Below are 18475 nucleotides of genomic sequence, written 5' to 3' on the forward strand. Positions count from 1 at the left end.
GAGGTTCCCGGACCATGGCCGTTCCCAAGCGGAAGATGTCCCGCAGCAACACCCGCCACCGCCGCGCCCAGTGGAAGGCCCGCACGCCCGCCCTGGTCCCGGTGACCGTCGACGGCTCCGTCTACCAGGTGCCGCGCCGCCTGGTGAAGGCGTACCGGCTCGGCCTGCTGCGCCCGGAGGACTGACCGCCCATGGCCCCGCCGCCCCCGGCCGGACCGCTGCCCGTCACCGTGCTCTCCGGATTCCTCGGTGCGGGCAAGACCACGCTGCTCAACCACGTCCTGCACCAGCGGGCGGGACTGCGCGTCGCCGTGATCGTCAACGACATGAGCGAGATCAACATCGACGCCACGCTCGTCCGCGGCGGCCGGGCCGCCCTGTCCCGCACCGAGGAACGCCTGGTCGAGCTGACCAACGGGTGCATCTGCTGCACCCTGCGCGACGACCTCCTCGAAGAGGTCGCCCGGCTGGCCCGCGAGGGCCGTTTCGACCACCTGCTCATCGAGTCCAGCGGCATCAGCGAGCCGATGCCGGTGGCCGCCACCTTCGCGTTCCCGCGCGACGACGGCGCGACGCTCAACGACCTGGCCCGGCTGGACACCATGGTCACCGTGGTCGACGCCGCGAACTTCCACGGCGAACTGGCGGACGGCGACGGCCTCGCCGAGCGCGGCCTCGCCCCGTACGAGGACGACGAGCGGACCGTCAGCGACCTGCTCGTGGACCAGGTCGAGTTCGCGGACGTCATCGTCGTCAACAAGCTCGACCTGGTGGACGAGACGGCGGCCGCGCGCCTGCGCGCCACCCTCTCCCGGCTGAACCCGGCGGCCCGGATCGTCACCGCCCGGCACGGCCGGGTGGCGCCCGCCGAGATCCTGGGCACCGGCCGCTTCGACCTGGAGCGCGCCCAGCAGGCACCCGGCTGGGTCAGGGAGCTGAACGGCGACCACGTACCGGAGACCGAGGAATACGGGATCTCCAGCACGGTCTTCCGCGCGGCGCGCCCCTTCCACCCCGGCCGGCTCTGGACCTTCGTCACGGAAGGCATGGACAGCGGGGCGTACGGGGAGATCCTGCGGTCCAAGGGCTTCTTCCGCCTCGCCGGCCGGCCGCGCGTGACCGGCCTCTGGTCGCAGGCGGGCTCCGTCGCCCGCTTCGAGCCCACGGGCACCCACACCCCGGACGGAGCCGGCCGGGACGGGGACGGGAGCCACCCCGCTGACGGCCCGGACGGGGACGGGGGCGGGGGCCACCCCGCTGACGGCCCGGGCGGCCTTCCCACGGACGTCCAGGAACTGGTCTTCATCGGAACCGGGCTGCGGGCCGAAGCCCTGCACGCCGCCCTCGGGGGCTGCCTCGTCACGGACGCCGAGACGCGCACGGAGGCGTACGGCCCCGACCCGTTCCCGGCCTGGGACACGTACGGCGTGGACGACAGCTGCGACCACGAGGGCGAACCGGCATGGGCGGGCGGCTGACCCGACAGCGCGCCGCCGTGCTGCGCGTACTGGCCGGGTGCCAGGATTTCGTCTCGGCTCAGGAGTTGCACGTACGCCTGGACGCCGCCGGCGTACCCGTCGGCCTGTCCACCGTCTACCGGGCCCTGCACGCCCTGGAACGGACCGGGCAGCTCGACGTCGTACGGGACGAGGCGGGTGAGCGCCTCTACCGGCCGCGTCCCGCCGACGGCCACCGCCATTACCTGATCTGCCGCTGCTGCGGCCGCAGCCGCCCGCTGGACTCCGACGTGGTGGAGCGCTGGGCGGAGCGGGTGGGCGCGGAGAGCGGCTTCAGCGCCGTCGAGCACACCGTGGAACTCAGCGGCGTCTGCGCCCGCTGCACCGGGGCGCGCCCATAGCGCCGCGAAGCACGGGGCCCCGTGGCCGTGCGGCCCGTACGGCGATGCGCCCGGCGCCGTACGGCGGGAGACTCGTAAGAGGGGACGCGCATCCATGGCGAGGAAGGAAAGAAGGTGCCTGCCATGACAGCCACCACCCACACACCGCACCCGCACCACACCCACGAGCACGGCAGCGGCTGCGGACACGTCGCCGTGCCCCACGACGACCACGTGGACTACGTCCACGACGGCCACCTCCACCGCCCGCACGGCGACCACGCCGACGAGTGCGAGCCCGCCGCACACACCGTCCACGAGGGCCACGCTCACGACCACCGCCCCGGCTGCGGCCACGTCGCCGTACCGCACGGCACCCATGTCGACTTCGTCCACGACGGCCACCGGCACGCCGCGCACGAGGACCACTGGGACGACCACTGAGGCGCGGCCCGCCCCGAAGAAAATCCCGCCCCACCGGCAACCCCCGTGGCTCCCGCACGTCGTGACGGGTGAGGGCGCCGTCCGGCGCCGTCCCGCCGACCGTGGAGCAGCCATCGTGAACGACTCCCGCACCTCCGCCTCGTCCTGCCCGCCCGCCACCTCGTACGCGCTGTCCCGCGGCGCCGGGCGCGGGGCCCGCCGCACGGTACGGAACGCCGTGGCCGCAGGCCTGCTGGTCACCTTCGCCCTGCCCGCGCTCTCCCTGACCGGTACGGCGCACGCCGAAGAGCGGGCCCCGAAGGCGAGCGCCCCCAGCGCCGCCCCGGAGGAGGGCGGCACCGCCCCGAAGCCGGTCCCCGGAACGAGCACCCCGTCCCCCGCGCGCCCGAGCGCCGAGCCCAGCCGCGCATCGGCCCCCGCGTCGAGCGCGAGCAAGGCGCCCGGCCCGGCCTCCGGCGCCGCCGAGGCCGCCCGGCCGTCCGACGGCTCCGCCGCGAAGCCTGCCCCCGCGCCCTCCCACGCCAAGGACGAACTCGCCGAGACCGGCACCTCCACCACCACCAACGTGGCGCTGGGCGCCGGAGCCGCCCTCCTGATCGCCGGGGGCGGCGGTGCCATGTACGCGGCCCGCCGCCGCAACAGCGCCGCCTGAGTCACCCCACACCGCTTCCGACGGCCGAGGAACCGATGGAGTTCACCGCCGCCGCGGCCCTCACCCCGGCACGGCCCGCCGTGCCGGGGCCTTGGCGCGCCCTGCGCCGGCGCCTGCTCGCCCGCACCGCGGCGCGGCAGGACACGTACGGCCCGGCGCCCGCCCAGCGGGCCGCCGCCCGGACCGGCCCCGCCCCCGCCCGCCTCCCCGGTGACGGCCCGGCCGCCCGTCTCCCCGACGAGAGCCCCAGCATCACGGACCTCTACCACGCCCACCGGCTGTCCATGGTGCGGCTGGCGGTGCTGCTGGTGGACGACCGGGCGACCGCCGAGGACGTCGTCCAGGACGCGTTCGCGGCCCTCTACAAGCGCCACGGCGAGCGCCTCGACGAGGTCGACAACGCCCTCGCGTACCTGCGCACCGCCGTGGTCAACGCGGCCCGCTCGGTCCTGCGGCGCCGGCGCACGGCCCGCGACTACACACCCCCGCACGAGACGGACGCGCCCTCCGCCGAGGAACGCGTCGTGCTCGACGAGGAACACCGCGAGGTGCTCGCCGCCCTCGGCCGCCTGACCACCCGCCGCCGCGAGGTCCTCGTCCTGCGGTACTGGGGCGAGCTGACCGAGGCGCAGATCGCGGCCACGCTGGGCATCAGCCGCGGCGCCGTGAAGTCGATCGCCAGCCGCGCGCTGGACTCCCTGGAGAAGATGCTGGAGGCGCGGCCATGACGCAGCACGGACCGGGCTCGGGACCCGATCACGGCCCGGAATCGGGGCACGGTCACGGCCCGGAATCGGGACCCGGTCACCGACCGCCCCCCGGAACCGATCCCACTTCCGCCCCCACTCCCACCTTCGCTCCCGTAGACCACCGGCAGCCCGGGCAAACCCTCCCCGTCGAAGCACGGCTGCGCCTCGCCCTCACGGCCCGTGCCGAACAGATCGACCTCCGCGGCCTGCGGCCCACCGCACCCCCCGGGCCTCATCTGCGCCGCGGCCGGTTCCTGAGCCGGCGGCTGCGGCTGCGGCCCCTCGTCCTGCCGCTGACGGTGGCGGCCACGGTGGCCGCCGCCGCGGTGGGCTACCTGGTCCTGGCCCCGGACACCCCCGTACCGCCGCGTCCCGCCCCCGCGGCCACGCCCAGCCCCGTACCGACCCGTCCGGGACCGACCCGCCCCGCACCGGCCAGTCCCGGACCGGCTGACCCCGTCCCCTCCCCGCCCTCGTCCCCCGACGGCACCGCCGCCTCCGCCCCTCCGGGGCGGTCCCCCTCGTCCCGTCCCACCGCGCGGCCCGGCACGCCCGTCCCGAGTGCGGCCACCCCCGACCCCGGCGGGAACCCCTCCCCCTCGAAGGCGCGGCGGCAAGCGTCCGCACCGCCCCCGGCCGGGGCGGACCGTTCGGCGACCGCGGTGCCCAGCGCGCCGCGGTCGGGCCGGGCGGCGGCTCCGAACAGCGTGTCCGGCCGCTGAGGGGCACGCTTAGCACTCACCCCGGATTCCGGCCGCCCGGCACGACGATCAGTACTCCGATCGTGTCGAATTCCCCCACACCCCACCCTTCACGGATGTTGCGGAATTCAGCCTTCTTCACGCCCTGCCGCGAGCGCCCGCCCCGCCTGCCGTACCCCGCCGAACGCTCATTTCCAGCCGTCCTCGGGAGCACGTCGCGCCACTTTTCCCGGGCGGCGGCCGCCTTTCGGCACCGCGGGCGGCCCTTTCCCCACCATGGCCGCGCGGGACGCGCACCCCCTGCCCGGTGCCGCCCCTGCGCCGCCTCTCCCGTACCCCACTCCGGAATTGCCCCTCTTTGCCGCCTTCGCTCTCCGGCCGCATGGCTGCGCCCGGCACCGGTGGCCCGGTAGGCTTTCCGTGTGATCTTCAAGCGCATCGGAAATGGGCGGCCGTACCCGGACCACGGCCGGGAAAGCACCCGCCAGTGGGCGGATGTTGCCCCTCGCCCGGTACGCCTTGACCAGTTGGTGACGACCAAGCAGCAGCTCGACCTGGAGACGCTGCTCGCCGAGGACTCCACCTTCTACGGCGACCTCTTCGCACACGTCGTGAAGTGGCAGGGCGACCTCTACCTGGAAGACGGGCTGCACCGCGCCGTGCGCGCTGCCCTCCAGCAGCGCCAGGTGCTGCACGCCCGCGTCCTGGAACTGGGCTGACGTACCCGCCGGGGCCCCCGGCACGCCCGGCCGACGCACGGGACCGCGGGCCCCACCGCCGCCGCCCGACACGGGCCGCCGCCTGATCGGCGCACGGTATTGGCCCTTTCGGGTGGGCCTCACGACGCGTATTGATCATTTGATAGGCATGGCCCCGGCCCCGCACTACGCTGCGACCATGAGCATGCTGACGCCCCCTGGCATGGGCGGTAAGAAGTACCGCATCACGGGCGACAGATATCCGCGGATGCGCCGCCCCCGTCACCGTCGGCGGATCGCCCTGGCGATCACCGCCGCCGTCTGCGCCCTGGCCCTGGCCGGCTGGGGCACGTTGCAGCTCATCGACGTCTTCGGCGGCCGCGGCGGTACGGCGCAGGCCGCGCAGGACAAGAAGAAGTGCCCCGACAAGGGCGGCGGCGCGAAGCCGGCCGGCGCCCTTGCCGCCGGTACGGACAAGCCGCTGCCGAAGCCCGCCGACGTCACCGTCAACGTCTTCAACGCGACCGCGCGCGGCGGACTCGCCAAGACGACCGCGGACGAGCTGAAGAAGCGCGGCTTCAAGGTCGGCAAGGTGGGCAACGCCCCGCCCGCGTACGACAAGAAGATCAAGGGCACCGGCGTACTGCTGGGCGCGCGGACGACGTCCGAAGGCGCTCAGAAGGTGCTGGGCACGCAGCTCGCCGGCGCGGAGCCGAAGACCGACACCCGCAAGACGGGCGACGTCGATCTGCTCCTCGGCGACACGTTCAAGGCGCTGGCCGAGCCGGCCGCGGCCCAGAAGGCGCTCTCCGCGCTGACCACGCCGCCCAGGACGGACCCGCGCTGCCGCAAGTGACCGGCCCGGGCCGAACGCCCGCCCGGGCCGTACGCTCACCGGCTCCCGAAGACCTGCCTCCGCCAACCCGCCCCCGAAGACCGGCCTCGCGAACGCGTCTCCGCGAACCGGCTCCCTCCGAGAACCGGTCCCTCCGAGAACCGGCCTCAGCCCGCCGTGCCGTACATCCGGTCACCCGCGTCGCCCAGCCCCGGGACGATGTAGCGGTCCGGGTCCAGGCACTCGTCCACGGCCGCCGTGACGACCGTCACCGGCGCGCCGGCCAGCTCGCGCTCCATCACCTCGACGCCCTCGGGCGCCGCCAGCAGACAGATCGCGGTGACGTCGTCCGCGCCGCGGTTGATCAGTTCCCGGATGGCCGCGACCAGCGTGCCGCCGGTGGCCAGCATCGGGTCGACCACGTACACCTGGCGGCCCGAGAGGTCGTCCGGCATCCGCGTGGCGTACGTGTGGGCCTCGTACGTCTCCTCGTTGCGGACCATGCCCATGAAGCCGACCTCGGCCGTGGGCAGCAGCCGGACCATGCCGTCCAGCATGCCCAGACCGGCGCGCAGGATCGGCACGACCAGCGGGCGGGGGTGGGACAGCCGCACTCCGGTGGTCGCCGTCACCGGGGTCTCGATGTCGACCTGCTCGGTCCGCACATCGCGGGTGGCCTCGTACGCGAGCAGGGTGACCAGCTCGTCGGCGAGGCGCCGGAAGGTCGGGGAATCGGTGCGCTTGTCGCGCAGGGTAGTGAGTTTGTGCGCCACCAGCGGGTGGTCGACGACGTGGATCCGCATGACATCGACAGTAGCCGAGGTCACGGGCGCCGGTGCCCGCCCGTCCGCGCCGCACGGCCCGGAAACCGATTCCGTCCCCGTTGGCATCGAAGCACCGGTCCGGGGGAAAGTGGGCACAAACGCCCGGTACGCGGCACCGGTGCCGGGCACGGACCTCGTCACAAGGCGGTGTACGGCGTGCCCGACGGGAATGGGAGCGGCAACGGAACCGGGGCCGGACGCGCCGGCAGCGACGGGCGCGGCGGTGGAACCGCGAGCCGGCGCCGCACCGGCAGGGGCGCCGCCACCAGACCCGTACGACCGTCCCCAGAGCCCCCAGAGCCCCGCGAACCCCGGAAAACCAGGGAAATCCGGGAAACCAGGGAAACCCGGGAAACAACGCCCCAAGCCCCGAACCAAGCCCCACCTACGACGTCACCCCCGCCCCCTGAACGACAACCACCCCTACCCCCATCCCCCTCCCCCTCCCCTCCCGACGACGGCGCCACCGGCGAGGAGAACGACGCGGCGCGCCGACGGCGACGCGCCCAGTTCCTGCGCGATCTCCACGAGGCCAAGGAACTGCGCGACCGCGTCCAGCCACGCCGCGCCCGGGCGGCACGGATGCGGCAGGCCATGAGAATGCGCACGTTCCGCTGGTAGCCGAACGTCACTTTTGCCCCATCAGAACCTCGCGCCCCACAAGACGTGAGCCACATCTCTCATAACGCCCGCACGACGCAACGCCGAAGACCCCGCGCAATCGCGTTGTTTCTGCCACGATTCCGATGGGCGGGGACCTGCGGCGCCGAGGCGCCGCCCCGTCCGGCCCGGCACGCCTATGACCAGTGGGAGAGTCACGGTGTACTTCGCCGCACTGCTCGCGCGCACCGAAGACGGGTGGGAAGCGAGCGACACGGAGCTCGACAATGTGGAGACCCTGACCGATCTGGCCGACCTGGCCCGTGAGGCCGCGGTCGACGACGACACGGTGGTGGCATACATCGAGCAGGAAGGCACGTGGTTCGGCGTCGTCCGCGTGGACGGCGAGGACGATCCACGGATCTTCATCTCGAACGCCGCCGCCGCTGCCCGCAGCTCGTACGGTGCGATGCTCACCGACGAACTGCTCGGCCGCGACGAGGACGGCACCGACGACCTCGACAGCCTCGACCTGGACGGCACGGAGGACGGCGAACCCGACCCGGCGGACGGTACGGCCGAGGGCGACGGGACGGCGGCGGCTTCCGGCGCCCCCGCGCCACCGCCGGGACCACTCGGCGACCCGGGCCTGCTGACCGACCTGGGCATCGGCGACAGGGAGCTGCTCGCGCTCGACACCGACGCGCTGTCCGAGATCGCCGACGCCCTCGGCTGCACGGACGTCCTGGAGGCCGTGAGGTAACCCCCGTCACGGACACTGGGAGGCATGACCGCCTCCTTGCCCGACCCCCTCCACACCCCGGCGCCCGACCCGCTGCGCGATCCCTGGACCGCGGCGATGCGACGGGCGCTGGACGAGGCTGCCCGTGCCCCCGGGACCGGTGACGTCCCGGTGGGCGCCGTCGTGCTGTCCCCCGACGGCACGGTCATCGGCACCGGCCGCAACGAACGCGAGGCCACCGGCGACCCCACCGCGCACGCCGAGGTCCTCGCCATCCGCGAGGCGGCCCGCACCCTGCGCGGCACCCCCGCCGACGGCGAGCGACCGGCCGGCGACTGGCGGCTGACCGGCTGCACCCTCGTCGTCACCCTGGAACCGTGCACGATGTGCGCGGGCGCCATCGTCCTGTCCCGCCTGGACCGCGTCGTCTACGGGGCGGCCGACGAGAAGGCGGGCGCCGCCGGCTCCCTCTGGGACGTCGTACGCGACCGCCGCCTCAACCACCGCCCCGAAGTGATCACCGACGTCCTGGCCACCCCCTGCGCCGACCTCCTGACCACCTTCTTCCGCTCCCGCTGACCCCTGCCGCCGGACGCCGATTTCGGCGTACGGCCCCCGGTGGGCTAGAGTTCCTCTCGGTAGCGTGTCCGAGCGGCCGAAGGAGCGCGCCTCGAAAGCGCGTGAGGGGGCAACCTCTCCGTGGGTTCAAATCCCACCGCTACCGCTCGAAGAGAACCGCCCCTGACCTGCGAAAACAGGTCGGGGGCGGTTTTTCGTTGTGGTTCCGTGCAGCACATTTGCAGCACGGGCCCCTCGTACGGTGGTGGATGTGGCTTACATACGGCGCCGCCAGAGTCGTGGCGGCAAGGAAACTTTCAGGGTCATCTGGCGCGAGGACGGCAAGCGCGACGGCAGGCAAGAGGGCGAAGACTTCGACGACGAGACGTCGGCGGAACGTTTCCGCGACCTCGTCAACGGTCACGGACAGCAATGGCCGACAGGCTGGACGAAGGGCGTCGGCTTCGCCGACCCGGAGGCGGACAAGGTTCCGGAGGAGGAGATGTTCGGGACCTTCGCCCACCGTTACATCGACCACCTGACCGGGATCGGGGGGCAGACCCGAGGGAACTACCGAAAGTTCGTGGACAACCACATGCTGCCGTGGTTCCGCGACCTGGCCGTCCGAGGCGATCGCCCCAACACTCTCAACCGCGACCACATCAGCCAGTGGGTCAACGACCTTGAGGACGGTCGACGTGGCCCCCACCACCAGCCCGGCGTAAAGCGCCGGGCGTATGCGCCCAAGACGATCAGGAACTACCACGGGCTGCTCTTCGGCATCCTCCAGGCGGCTGTCGACGCCGACAAGCCGCTCCGGGTATCGAATCCCTGTATCCACACGAACCTGCCGGAGGACAACCACACGGCAGACGAGGCGACGTTCCTGGAGCGCGAGGAGTACGCGCTCGTCCGTTGCCACCTGGCGGCGGACGTCGTGGACTTGGTGGACCTTCTCGTAGGCACCGGCCTGCGGTGGGGAGAGATCAGCGCCCTCCAGCCACGTGATCTCACCCTGCACGGCGCCCGTCCCAAACTCCGGGTACAGCGAGCTTGGAAGCGCGGGGAGCACGGAAAGTTCCTGGGTGCGCCCAAGACCAAGAAGTCACGCCGGACGATCGTCCTCTCTCCGAGCCAGGTTTCCCTGCTCAAGAGGAACACCCGCGGCAAGGACACCTCGGACTTCGTCTTCACGGCCCCGGAGGGCAACGCCTGGGACTCAGGTGGTTTCTACACCGCTCGCTGGAAGCCGGCCATCGCATCTGCTGCCCAAGTCGACGGCCTGACGAAGAAGCCGCGCATCCACGACCTACGCCACACGCACGCCTCCTGGCTGATCGCGCAGAAGGTCCCGCTGCCCGCGATTCAGGCTCGCCTGGGCCACGAGAGCATCACTACGACCGTGGACCGCTACGGACACCTCCTCGCGATCATGGATGAAGAGATCATCGCCGCGGTGGAGTGGGGAATGCAGGATGTGAGGCTGGTCGCCTGAGTTCGCGGCATCCGCGAGGGAGCCTCTCCGACTGGCCAAGCGCAGCACGCGTCTCTGTTCGTACCATTTACATAGTTTGTCTAGTGAACGGGACGCACTGTGCAGGAACGAGCGATCAAGACACGGGAGGCTATTCTCCTGTCCGCTGCGGAGGTGATCGATGAACTCGGCTTCAGAGGCGCGAGCATCAAGAAGATCATCGAACGCGCCGGCGTGACCCCGGGGGCGATGTACTTCCACTTCCCGTCGAAGGAAGCCTTGGCCCACGCTGTGATGCTCGAACAAGGCGAGGGACTGGACCTGCCCGCCGGGGAGGATGGCCTGCAACGGCTGATCGACACAACCCTGTACCTCGCCGGCGAGTTGCAGACCAACGCCAAGCTCCGTGCTGGCGTAAGACTCGCCATCGAGCAGGGAGAGTTCGGCCTTCAGGACGACACCCCGTATCAGCAGTGGATTCAAGAGTTCGCCGTGCAACTTCACGCCGCGTACCGCAAGGGGGAGCTACTGCCAGAGACCAACGTGGACGATCTTGCTTGGATGCTGGTCAGTTCGTACTCCGGTACTCAACTGCTTTCCCACATTTCCGTGGGCCGGGCCGACCTGCACAAGCGGGTGATCACCCTGTGGCACTTCCTGCTGCCGGGCATCGCGAACCCCAGCGTCAGGAAACGTCTGACCTTCCGCAGGTAGCCGGGCCCTCGTGCGACTGCTTCACCTGGCGACTGAGCAGTCGACTTAGCGGGGCGAGCACTCCGTAGGCCAGCGTGCTGATCGGAGCTAACTCGATTCTTCCCCGCTGGGCACACGCGTTGTTCCTGCACGTCAGAGCGCAGAGCAAACCTAACGGGCAGGCAGCCGCGGCGGCCGATGCCGGCCTCCCGCCCGAAGAGGCCACGACCCAGCTCAAGCTGGACGCGTACAGCGACCTCCGGCTGCCGGAGCGAGCACTGACGGCCGTAGTAGCCGTCTATCGGGGGCGGGGACTGCCAGCTCCCACGACCCCATTGGAATTGCTGGAACCGATGGCTCGACTGTCGGAGCTGCCCTTGCACTCCTGAGCCGTCACGCCGAAGCAGCCGTTCGGCAACGTGTGTCGCGCGCCCCTGGCTCAGGGAAGGCTCTTTGGTTGAAAGCGGAATTAGTGTCACGAACAGCCCCTATATAACGAGGGTCGACCGTGTGTACCGTCCCGGGCATGGATCTGACTTCCACGGCCGTTGCCACGGCCGCACTTATCGCTGTCCTGCTCACGGCAGTTGCCCACCCTGACGAGCAGATGAGGGACCGAGCCCTGCTAGTTCTGCGAGCCATCTTCGGGAGGCACCGCTGAAGTTCAGCTTCGCACGTCTCCTGCCGGAGACGGCGTCACATGGATTCGCAGGCCCTCGCGGCGCCATCCTCCGGGCGTCCGCTCGCATCCCGTAGCGGCCGCCTAGCGAAAGCGCCTCTCTGCTCCAGCAACACCGCGGGTTGCTGGAGCCAGCCCCACCACTAATGCCGACCCCTACAGCTGATCCTCTTGAGGCACGAGGGTGATGAAGCGCATGTCCATGTTCCGCATGGGAGCCATAGCCATGATCTTCACCTGCATGACCTTGTCCTGATCAGGGAGACGGATTCCGCGGACATGCCCGTCAGGGTGCCGGATCGTTTCCTTCTGGTCCCACAGCTCACGGGCCACGTCGTTCCCGTTCAAGATGTCGTCCCTGAGCTGCTGAAGCCCCTCATTCTCGGGGTGCAGGGTGAGGACCACGCGGATCTGGGCCAGGAAGGGGCGAGCCCAGTCTTCCTTCCAGTTCACGAGCTGCTCTTGTGCCTCGGGGTAGAGGAACGCGAGACGCATCATGTTGCGTTCGTACGGCAGCCACGGAAACCACTCGTCCAAGATCGGGTTCCAGGCGATGATGTCCCAGCAGACGTTGCTCAGGTAGGCCGGGTAGGGAGCCATCTGGTTGAGCATCAACCGCATGTCGGCGTCCGCAGCACCGGCATCGTCAGCTACATGCACCGGCGGCGGAGCGTATCCCTTGGCGAGCTGGAACAGCATGATCATTTCGGTTTCCGACAGCCTGAGCGTCATGGCCAGGCGCTGAAGAAACCTTTCCGAGAACTCGGCCTTCGTACCCTTCTCCAGAGCGCGGTACCAGGTGAGGCCCACTCCGGTCAGGTGCGCTACCTCGGCTTGCGTGAGGCCGGGCTTCAAGCGCCTCCGCGAGGTGTCGATGCCCGCGAGACGGCGCGGATCAAGCCTCTCCCGCCAGAAAACCAGCAAGGCACCAAGGTCGTCGGGGCCGTCGCCTCCAAAGGGGAGAGTTCGGTCACATTCACTCACAGCTACACCAGCCATTTGTTCGCCTGCTGGCTGAAGCGTGGGTCCCCCTACTCCTTCGCACAGCGCGAGCGCCAGTTTGATCGACTGGCGTTAAAGCAGGTCAAGCGTTCGGTTTGACTGACAGATCCTCACATCTGGGTGTGCACCCGATGAAGTCGTGACCAAAGGCCCTACACAGTTCAACCTTCGTCACTCTCACTGTCATCACTACAGGTGACGACAGTACGGGCCCATCATGGCCAACGTCGAACTGAGAGACATATACGTTCGATGAACTTGGTCACTACATGCGGAGGATCACTCACTTATGTCCCGCTCTGTACTCGTCACTGGCGGTAACCGGGGGATCGGGCTCGCGGTGGCGCGGGCCTTTGCTGACAACGGCGACCGTGTTGCGGTGACGTACCGCAGCGGCGAGCCCCCGGAGGGCCTGCTCGGCGTCCGGTGCGATGTCACGAACCCTGCCCAGGTAGACGAAGCGTTCAAGCAGATCGAAGAAGCACAGGGGCCCGTGGAGGTCCTCGTGGCGAACGCCGGCGTGACCCGAGACGGTCTCCTCGTCCGGATGAGCGAAGAGGACTTCGACGCGGTCCTGGAGACCAACCTGAAGGGTGCCTTCCGCGTCGCGAAGCGGGCCACGCTCAAGATGATGAAGGCCCGCCAGGGGCGGATCATCCTGATTTCCTCAGCCGTGGCCCTGGCCGGCGAGGCCGGGCAGTCGAACTACGCGGCGTCCAAGGCCGGCCTCGTGGGCTTCGGCCGGTCTCTCGCCCGTGAGCTTGGCTCGCGGAACATCACCGTCAACATCGTGGCCCCCGGGCTGACGGCGACGGACATGACGGCCGGCCTCCCGGAGGAGCGGTTCCAGCACATCGTGAACCAGGTGCCGCTGCGCCGGGCGGCGGAACCGCAGGAGATCGCCCACGCCGTTCAGTTCCTGGCCAGCCCGAACGCCTCGTACATCACCGGCGCCGTACTCCCGGTCGACGGTGGCGTCGCGATGGGCCACTGACCCCCAGTGTCCCGGCTTAGTGGCGGTCGCGGTTCGCGTCGAACTTCGCGCGCCACTGAGCCTCCGAGGCGGCGTGGGCTCTGACGAGCTGCTCAAGGGAGACTTCGTAGCTCTCGTGCAGGATCAGACCCCACTCGTCACGCATCCGGCCGGTGCCCTGCTCCAGCTCGGAGATATCCGAAGGCTGTACGCCCAGGCGCTCGGCCACGTCCTCTTGGCGGAGGCCGGCGCGGGTACGCAACGTCGCCAGATCGGCGTCTTCGGCGAGCGGCTCCAGGAGCTGGGACCGCGGGATGCCGAGCACGGCAACGAGGGCGGAGAAGAGCCGGGGGCTCGGGGCGCCCTTCCCGGTCTCCCAGCGGCCTACGGTGCCCGGAGTAGTGCCCACAGCCTTCGCGATGTCGCCCTGAGACAGCTTGGCCTCGCTGCGTGCGGCTCGGAGCCTGGCGGGACTGAAGTCTCGAACGCTCTTCACCGGCTCAGTATCTCAACCCCGCGCACCGTCATCCTCACGGACATCACGGGAAGGAAATGATGGGTCGCAAATGATGGTATAGTGATCGTGTTGTCGAAACGCCGCCAGCCCTGGCGGATCGACATCAACCGGGAGGAACTCTTCACGGAGCCCGGAACGCGTTCGGCTCGCTGACAGGAGCGGGAACTCCAGGTCAACGAGCCGAACAAGGGAGAGATCTCCCGAAGCAACAGTGCGACCGCTATCGGCATAGGAACCTCGCGGTCCGCACCGGCACGGCGATGTCCGGGCTCGGCCCGGCCATCGCTCCATCACAGACGGAATCAACCTGTCTGCTCAAGGAGTGATTGTCGCATGGCATCCCCCGCAGAAGCACGTGCTGCGGATGATCAAACTACGTTCGGCGCGCCTGAGCTGCATGGACTCGCGTCGGTCCTGCGGCTGCTGGCCGGCACCGAGAGCCTTGAAACCCTGTTGGGCCATCTGCCGAGCAACCCTGGCCCTCGTCTGCACGTCGGGTACGAGGAAGCTGCCGCCCGGCTGGGCATCCCGGAAAAATGGCTGCGCGAGCGGATCGCAACCCTGCCGCACCGCAAGATGGGCAGGTACGTGCAGTTCACCGCCGAAGACCTCAAAGCGATATCCGACATGCACTTCGTCGGGCCCTCTTCGGGCGCCGCACCAACGACGTCTTCCAGCGGCACGCTGACGGCCCTGCGCCCTTCTTCTCGGTCGCGCACCCGCGCCTGAATCTTATTCGTGCGCTCGCGCCTGCTAACAGGCTTGCCGGGTGCTATTCGATTGCCAGGAGAAAACCAATGGTGACCGCCATTGAATTCCAATCACTCCCCCAGCCCCGCCGCAGAAATAATACTCCGGCTATGCGTTTCACCGCCGCAGCGGAGATGCTCAGGGCCCGGCCGGGTCAATGGGCCCGCGTCCAGAAACGCGATAAGAGGGCTCACGCAGCTACGGCCGCATATCAGATAAATCGCGGGCTGCTTGCTGCCTTCCGCCCGGCAGGTTCTTTCGAAGCCGCTTCCCGCACCGTTGATGGCGAGTACTTGGTGTATGCGCGCTACGTCGGCCATGAGCAGGAACCGCGCAATGCAGGTGAGCGGGGGCGAATACACGATGCTCGCTGAGATAGACGCCATCGTGGAGGCGGCACGCAACGGAGAGTGGTCTCCTTTGCTTAATGCTGCGGGGGACACGCACAGCAAGGAGTGGGCCGAGCAGGCAGCTTGTGCCGACGAAGAGACCGAGCTGTTCTTCCCGCAGGGTGACGCGCCCGGCAAGAGCCCCGATGTCGTCCGTGGAGCACGAAAAGGTGAACTGATTCGTCCGCTTCTTTTCTGTTCCCACTGCCCGACTCCTGTAGCGGCACGTTGCCTACTTGAAGCATTGGAACTGGATGCTGATTACGGCATCCGCGCGGGGCTCTTGGCGTCGGAGCGCACAGAACTACACCACGCATGGAATAACCACGTTGACGGAGATAGGGTCTCAGCCGCTCTCCGTGGAAGCACTGTTGCCCTGACCGACGCGGAGGAGCGCGAGATCGTCACGAAATTGTCGAACGATCCTAGCCTCAGCCGCAAACATGCAGCCCGCGCCATGGGAATCAAGTACTCCTATCTCATGCAGCTCATTCGGGATGAGCGTAAGCGGCAATTTTCTTCGAGAGCTACAGATAGTTCCCATTTCATTGCCGCTTAACGCGTCGCTCCGCTACGGCTTCTTGCCGTCATATCTACAGGGCCGAACCATGCAGAAGAACGTCCCGGCCAACCTTTCACGCGCATCCCTGCGTGACCGCATTTTGTCGTTGGCACCCTCCGCAGCACTTATACGTATCGTGCCCACCTACGGGACAGCGGAGACCATTACACGCCTGTACGGGTGCGATTTTTATTCACTGCTCACCGACCGCGAAACCGGTCAGGAAGTATCTCGACTCATACGGACGCACTTCCCGTCGGCTGACTGGCGCGACCCGCACGACTTCCATGTAGGCACCGCGTCGCTATATCTGACACCCGATCCCGCGAGACTCGGTTTTGTCCCGGAAGATGACCAAACCTTCGGTTTGGTGGACAGCCGCTTTGTAGCGAGATTGGGCGGTTGAAATCGATGCCAACGGTAACCGACGAAGTATGGCGGTCCTCTCGATCCCGGAACGGCGCGCGCCTGGTCTTGCTCGCCCTCGCATACGTGGCGGACGACTCCGGGCTGGCAAAGCTACCCGTACGGGAGATCGCTGATCTTACCCGGCTAACCCCGCGAGCCATCAGCAAGTGCCTCGTTGACCTCGCAGCGCTGGGAGAAATCTCTTACGAGCGTGGCGGGGGCGTAGACAACCCCAACTGCTACTCGATCTCCCTGCTTGGCCCTGGCACCTCCCAAGCGGCCGGCTCCGGCACCACGGAAAACGGAACTCTGATGCACCCCGTGAGCGAAGGGGGAACAATCTTCACTGAAGATCTTTCCCGAAGTGGGAACTCTGAGGCTGAGAGTAAGAACTCTGAAGCGCTCAAGGCGGAAGTTTCTTCCTCGCACACGCGTGGTGGTAATACTCCCTACGGGAGTATTACCACCACCAAAAGCCAGCAAGCTCCTAAGCCGGGCCCTGCGCCGACGAAGGGCGAAGTCGATGTACCGGAATCCGCGAGGGAACTAGTAGCTGCCCTGGAACGCAGCGGCATGATCGTGGGCTGGCGCCTTTCAGAGGCGGAGTGGGCCCGGGTAACAGCTCTCGTGGCCCGATGGGGTGCGCCCAGGCTGGTCGAGATCATTGCGCGCCGCTGGGACGCGGATCGTCCGCCTCAGTCCGCCCGCTACCTGCTGCGCATCTGGGCTGATCTGCCCTCGCAGACTCCCCCCACTTCGGCGGGCAAAGTCGTGCCGCTCCGGCGTGCGGCCGGATGGCAGCCGTACCGCAATCCGTCCCAGCCCGCCGCGTACGAGAACGGATTCTGATCGTGCCTGCACCACAACGCGTAGCCGGTACCGGCGCCGTAGCCCGGCTGGAACAGATCATCGAAAGGCGAAAGGTACGACTGGTGCCCGACGCGGAGATGTCCTCGGATGCGTCCGAAGGCCCGGGGGATGCCCACTGGCACCGGCGCGCTCGTGCGGAGGCTGCTCTGAAGCGCTGGGAGACTGCTACCCCGCCCCGCTTCCGGCGTGCTGTGGCCACTGTCCCGGCGGTCACGGCGTGGGCGGACGATGTGATCGAGGACCCGTCGACCGCCGGTGCGCTCTTGCTGACCGGGCCGACGGGCACCGGGAAAACACACCAAGCGTACGGAGCGCTGAAGCGCATCGCGGCGTCCGGCCCGTCCACGTACGAGCTGATCGGTACGAACAGCGCAGACATGTACGGAAGCCTGCGGCCTTCAGAGGTCGTCGGCAGCTCAGAGAGGCAACTGCACCGGCTGTCGAGGGCCCGTCTCCTGCTCGTGGACGACTTCGGGACGGCCAAGACGTCCGAATGGGTAGAGGAGATCACGTACAGGATGATCAACTACCGGTACAACCACTGCCTCCCGACGGTCCTTACCTCCAACCTGCCGGCCCGGGACGACAACGGCCCCGACCTGACCGACTTCGTCGGGGACAGGATCGCCAGCCGACTTGCCCAGATGGTGACCGTGGTCCCCATGGTGGGCGAAGATCTCCGCCGCGCGGGGGTGGCGTGATGCCAGCCCGCTACTGCGGTGCGTCCGTCAGACGGTCCCCCGCTCCGGGCCGAGCCGTCTTCGTCGGCCGGGGACTGTACGGGAACCCGTTCCGCGCCGGCGACCCGAGCCCGGTATCCGGCGGCCCCATGACCGCTCAGGAAGCCGTCGACCTGTACGAAGCGATCTTCACGGGACCGGTCGGCCGGCGCTACGCCCGAACGTTCGCCCGAACGCTGCACGGCCGGGACCTGGTGTGCACCTGTCCCCTGGGCGCTCCCTGCCACGCCGACTTCCTTCTCCAGCTCGCCAACCCCATGCCAGCGCGTCACTTCTTCAACCGCGGCCTGTGTTCTTCGGAAGGACCTTCCTGATGCTTCACCCGATCACGTTCGCTGCGGCCAGGCGGCTGTCGGTGGAAGAACGCAGGCGCCAGCAGGCACAGGAGCTTGCCTGTCGTTCTTGGGAGAACTGGTGCGTCAAGGCTGCCTCGGCGTACTCCCGTCAGGTGCTCGGCGAGGATGCCGCGAGCCTGCCGTGGGAACCGGTCGGCGTCCTCCCCAATGACACCCAGCTCCAGGCCATCGCGCCGCTGGGCGCCGCCGCGGAAGAGCGCTTCGCACTGCACTACCACCGGGGCGAGGAGGGCGACGAGGTGTTGACGCTGCACACGGCCTGTCTGTCGTGCTCCAGCCAGCGCACAGACGCAGTGGCGTCCATCGAGCACCTGGGCCTGCTGCTTGCGCGGACCCGCTTGTGGCCGTCGGTCACCCCGCAGGCCGGAAGCCACGAGGGGGGCGTGTTCGGGTGACCGAGACGCATATAGCCGCCACGGCGT

The 18475-nt window shown here is 68.9% G+C and carries 25 protein-coding genes and 1 tRNA gene; 22 read left to right on the top strand and 4 right to left on the bottom strand.

Annotated features, from left to right (window positions below):
* Positions 1–14 precede the first annotated feature (14 nt).
* The 6 genes from rpmF (at position 15) to JXZ78_RS34905 (ending at position 3661) form a co-directional block, all read left to right on the top strand.
* Positions 15–185, top strand: a complete 171-nt coding sequence (rpmF, locus tag JXZ78_RS34880; protein WP_030018017.1) for a 50S ribosomal protein L32 — start codon at positions 15–17, stop codon at positions 183–185.
* 6 nt (positions 186–191) lie between these two features.
* Entirely contained in the window at positions 192–1478 is a 1287-nt protein-coding gene (locus tag JXZ78_RS34885) for a GTP-binding protein (RefSeq protein WP_030018018.1), read from the top strand.
* Positions 1463–1858: a Fur family transcriptional regulator gene (locus JXZ78_RS34890; protein ID WP_030018019.1), complete on the top strand. Its 396-nt coding sequence runs from the start codon at positions 1463–1465 to the stop codon at positions 1856–1858. Before JXZ78_RS34885 ends, JXZ78_RS34890 begins: the two co-directional genes overlap by 16 nt.
* 123 nt (positions 1859–1981) lie before the next feature.
* Positions 1982–2281: a hypothetical protein gene (locus JXZ78_RS34895; RefSeq protein WP_030018020.1), complete on the top strand. Its 300-nt coding sequence runs from the start codon at positions 1982–1984 to the stop codon at positions 2279–2281.
* Positions 2282–2396: 115 nt separating this feature from the next.
* Complete coding sequence (locus JXZ78_RS34900; protein WP_050502076.1) at positions 2397–2933, top strand: LPXTG cell wall anchor domain-containing protein; 537 nt, start codon at positions 2397–2399, stop codon at positions 2931–2933.
* Between the two features lie 35 nt (positions 2934–2968).
* Entirely contained in the window at positions 2969–3661 is a 693-nt protein-coding gene (locus JXZ78_RS34905; protein WP_030018022.1) for an RNA polymerase sigma factor, read from the top strand.
* 352 nt (positions 3662–4013) lie between these two features.
* Here the strand turns inward: JXZ78_RS34905 and JXZ78_RS40495 are convergent, their stop codons facing one another.
* On the bottom strand, positions 4014–4424 hold the full coding sequence (locus JXZ78_RS40495) for a hypothetical protein (RefSeq protein WP_157851463.1): 411 nt from the start codon (positions 4422–4424) through the stop codon (positions 4014–4016).
* 381 nt (positions 4425–4805) lie between these two features.
* On the opposite strand from JXZ78_RS40495, the gene JXZ78_RS34915 reads away from it, so the two are divergent.
* Together JXZ78_RS34915 and JXZ78_RS34920 are read left to right on the top strand one after the other, a co-directional pair.
* Positions 4806–5102, top strand: coding sequence for a type II toxin-antitoxin system VapB family antitoxin (locus JXZ78_RS34915; RefSeq protein ID WP_003986294.1), 297 nt, complete (start codon positions 4806–4808; stop codon positions 5100–5102).
* 178 nt (positions 5103–5280) lie between these two features.
* Positions 5281–5937, top strand: coding sequence for a LytR C-terminal domain-containing protein (locus JXZ78_RS34920; protein ID WP_033037107.1), 657 nt, complete (start codon positions 5281–5283; stop codon positions 5935–5937).
* A gap of 146 nt (positions 5938–6083) precedes the next feature.
* Here JXZ78_RS34920 and upp read toward each other — a convergent pair whose 3' ends face one another.
* A complete protein-coding gene (gene upp, locus JXZ78_RS34925; RefSeq protein WP_030018025.1) occupies positions 6084–6719 on the bottom strand; it encodes a uracil phosphoribosyltransferase in 636 nt (211 codons plus the stop codon).
* A gap of 348 nt (positions 6720–7067) precedes the next feature.
* Between upp and JXZ78_RS41195 the strand changes: the two genes are divergently transcribed.
* The 6 genes from JXZ78_RS41195 (at position 7068) to JXZ78_RS34950 (ending at position 10828) form a co-directional block, all read left to right on the top strand.
* The gene (locus JXZ78_RS41195; RefSeq protein WP_372498469.1) at positions 7068–7361 is read left to right on the top strand and encodes a hypothetical protein; all 294 of its coding nucleotides are present in this window, start codon (positions 7068–7070) and stop codon (positions 7359–7361) included.
* 178 nt (positions 7362–7539) lie between these two features.
* Entirely contained in the window at positions 7540–8103 is a 564-nt protein-coding gene (locus JXZ78_RS34930) for a tRNA adenosine deaminase-associated protein (protein ID WP_238783576.1), read from the top strand.
* Between the two features lie 24 nt (positions 8104–8127).
* On the top strand, positions 8128–8661 hold the full coding sequence (locus JXZ78_RS34935) for a nucleoside deaminase (protein WP_050502037.1): 534 nt from the start codon (positions 8128–8130) through the stop codon (positions 8659–8661).
* Between the two features lie 58 nt (positions 8662–8719).
* Positions 8720–8806: transfer RNA gene (locus JXZ78_RS34940), tRNA-Ser, on the top strand.
* Between the two features lie 105 nt (positions 8807–8911).
* On the top strand, positions 8912–10135 hold the full coding sequence (locus JXZ78_RS34945) for a tyrosine-type recombinase/integrase (RefSeq protein ID WP_030017725.1): 1224 nt from the start codon (positions 8912–8914) through the stop codon (positions 10133–10135).
* 99 nt (positions 10136–10234) lie between these two features.
* Entirely contained in the window at positions 10235–10828 is a 594-nt protein-coding gene (locus JXZ78_RS34950; RefSeq protein ID WP_030017724.1) for a ScbR family autoregulator-binding transcription factor, read from the top strand.
* Between the two features lie 814 nt (positions 10829–11642).
* Here JXZ78_RS34950 and JXZ78_RS34955 read toward each other — a convergent pair.
* Complete coding sequence (locus tag JXZ78_RS34955) at positions 11643–12410, bottom strand: MmyB family transcriptional regulator (protein ID WP_167745379.1); 768 nt, start codon at positions 12408–12410, stop codon at positions 11643–11645.
* Between the two features lie 367 nt (positions 12411–12777).
* Between JXZ78_RS34955 and JXZ78_RS34960 the strand changes: the two genes are divergently transcribed.
* Complete coding sequence (locus JXZ78_RS34960) at positions 12778–13482, top strand: beta-ketoacyl-ACP reductase (protein ID WP_030017721.1); 705 nt, start codon at positions 12778–12780, stop codon at positions 13480–13482.
* Positions 13483–13498: 16 nt separating this feature from the next.
* Here JXZ78_RS34960 and JXZ78_RS40900 read toward each other — a convergent pair whose 3' ends face one another.
* Positions 13499–13957 (bottom strand): helix-turn-helix domain-containing protein, encoded by a 459-nt coding sequence (locus JXZ78_RS40900; protein WP_030017720.1) that lies wholly within the window; start codon positions 13955–13957, stop codon positions 13499–13501.
* A gap of 354 nt (positions 13958–14311) precedes the next feature.
* Between JXZ78_RS40900 and JXZ78_RS34970 the strand changes: the two genes are divergently transcribed.
* The 7 genes from JXZ78_RS34970 to JXZ78_RS35000 all read left to right on the top strand — a co-directional run bounded on the left by JXZ78_RS34970 (position 14312) and on the right by JXZ78_RS35000 (position 18448).
* Positions 14312–14707 carry a helix-turn-helix domain-containing protein gene (locus JXZ78_RS34970; RefSeq protein WP_050502035.1) on the top strand — a complete coding sequence of 132 codons (396 nt, stop codon included), beginning with the start codon at positions 14312–14314 and terminating at the stop codon, positions 14705–14707.
* Positions 14708–15064: 357 nt separating this feature from the next.
* A complete protein-coding gene (locus JXZ78_RS34975) occupies positions 15065–15676 on the top strand; it encodes a WhiB family transcriptional regulator (protein WP_167745378.1) in 612 nt (203 codons plus the stop codon).
* Between the two features lie 49 nt (positions 15677–15725).
* On the top strand, positions 15726–16085 hold the full coding sequence (locus tag JXZ78_RS34980) for a hypothetical protein (RefSeq protein WP_157851452.1): 360 nt from the start codon (positions 15726–15728) through the stop codon (positions 16083–16085).
* Between the two features lie 629 nt (positions 16086–16714).
* Positions 16715–16936 carry a hypothetical protein gene (locus JXZ78_RS34985; protein WP_238783578.1) on the top strand — a complete coding sequence of 74 codons (222 nt, stop codon included), beginning with the start codon at positions 16715–16717 and terminating at the stop codon, positions 16934–16936.
* Between the two features lie 83 nt (positions 16937–17019).
* Positions 17020–17658: an ATP-binding protein gene (locus tag JXZ78_RS34990; RefSeq protein ID WP_238783579.1), complete on the top strand. Its 639-nt coding sequence runs from the start codon at positions 17020–17022 to the stop codon at positions 17656–17658.
* The gene (locus JXZ78_RS34995; RefSeq protein ID WP_078623951.1) at positions 17658–18011 is read left to right on the top strand and encodes a DUF4326 domain-containing protein; all 354 of its coding nucleotides are present in this window, start codon (positions 17658–17660) and stop codon (positions 18009–18011) included. Before JXZ78_RS34990 ends, JXZ78_RS34995 begins: the two co-directional genes overlap by 1 nt.
* Entirely contained in the window at positions 18011–18448 is a 438-nt protein-coding gene (locus JXZ78_RS35000) for a DUF6195 family protein (protein WP_050502033.1), read from the top strand. Before JXZ78_RS34995 ends, JXZ78_RS35000 begins: the two co-directional genes overlap by 1 nt.
* Positions 18449–18475: the final 27 nt, after the last annotated feature.

It is taken from the genome of Streptomyces monomycini, assembly GCF_022271435.1.
GTDB lineage: Bacteria > Actinomycetota > Actinomycetes > Streptomycetales > Streptomycetaceae > Streptomyces > Streptomyces monomycini.

Excerpts from the sequence above, each read along its gene's own strand:
- JXZ78_RS34960 (WP_030017721.1), top strand. The coding sequence starts at position 12,778 with ATGTCCCGCTCTGTACTCGTCACTGGCGGTAACCGGGGGATCGGGCTC.
- JXZ78_RS34980 (WP_157851452.1), top strand. The coding sequence starts at position 15,726 with ATGCAGAAGAACGTCCCGGCCAACCTTTCACGCGCATCCCTGCGTGAC.
- upp (WP_030018025.1), bottom strand. The coding sequence starts at position 6,719 with ATGCGGATCCACGTCGTCGACCACCCGCTGGTGGCGCACAAACTCACT.
- JXZ78_RS34995 (WP_078623951.1), top strand. The coding sequence starts at position 17,658 with ATGCCAGCCCGCTACTGCGGTGCGTCCGTCAGACGGTCCCCCGCTCCG.
- JXZ78_RS34935 (WP_050502037.1), top strand. The coding sequence starts at position 8,128 with ATGACCGCCTCCTTGCCCGACCCCCTCCACACCCCGGCGCCCGACCCG.
- JXZ78_RS34890 (WP_030018019.1), top strand. The coding sequence starts at position 1,463 with ATGGGCGGGCGGCTGACCCGACAGCGCGCCGCCGTGCTGCGCGTACTG.
- JXZ78_RS34970 (WP_050502035.1), top strand. The coding sequence starts at position 14,312 with ATGGCATCCCCCGCAGAAGCACGTGCTGCGGATGATCAAACTACGTTC.
- JXZ78_RS34895 (WP_030018020.1), top strand. The coding sequence starts at position 1,982 with ATGACAGCCACCACCCACACACCGCACCCGCACCACACCCACGAGCAC.
- JXZ78_RS34930 (WP_238783576.1), top strand. The coding sequence starts at position 7,540 with ATGACCAGTGGGAGAGTCACGGTGTACTTCGCCGCACTGCTCGCGCGC.
- JXZ78_RS34905 (WP_030018022.1), top strand. The coding sequence starts at position 2,969 with ATGGAGTTCACCGCCGCCGCGGCCCTCACCCCGGCACGGCCCGCCGTG.
- rpmF (WP_030018017.1), top strand. The coding sequence starts at position 15 with ATGGCCGTTCCCAAGCGGAAGATGTCCCGCAGCAACACCCGCCACCGC.
- JXZ78_RS34975 (WP_167745378.1), top strand. The coding sequence starts at position 15,065 with ATGCAGGTGAGCGGGGGCGAATACACGATGCTCGCTGAGATAGACGCC.
- JXZ78_RS34885 (WP_030018018.1), top strand. The coding sequence starts at position 192 with ATGGCCCCGCCGCCCCCGGCCGGACCGCTGCCCGTCACCGTGCTCTCC.
- JXZ78_RS35000 (WP_050502033.1), top strand. The coding sequence starts at position 18,011 with ATGCTTCACCCGATCACGTTCGCTGCGGCCAGGCGGCTGTCGGTGGAA.
- JXZ78_RS34920 (WP_033037107.1), top strand. The coding sequence starts at position 5,281 with ATGAGCATGCTGACGCCCCCTGGCATGGGCGGTAAGAAGTACCGCATC.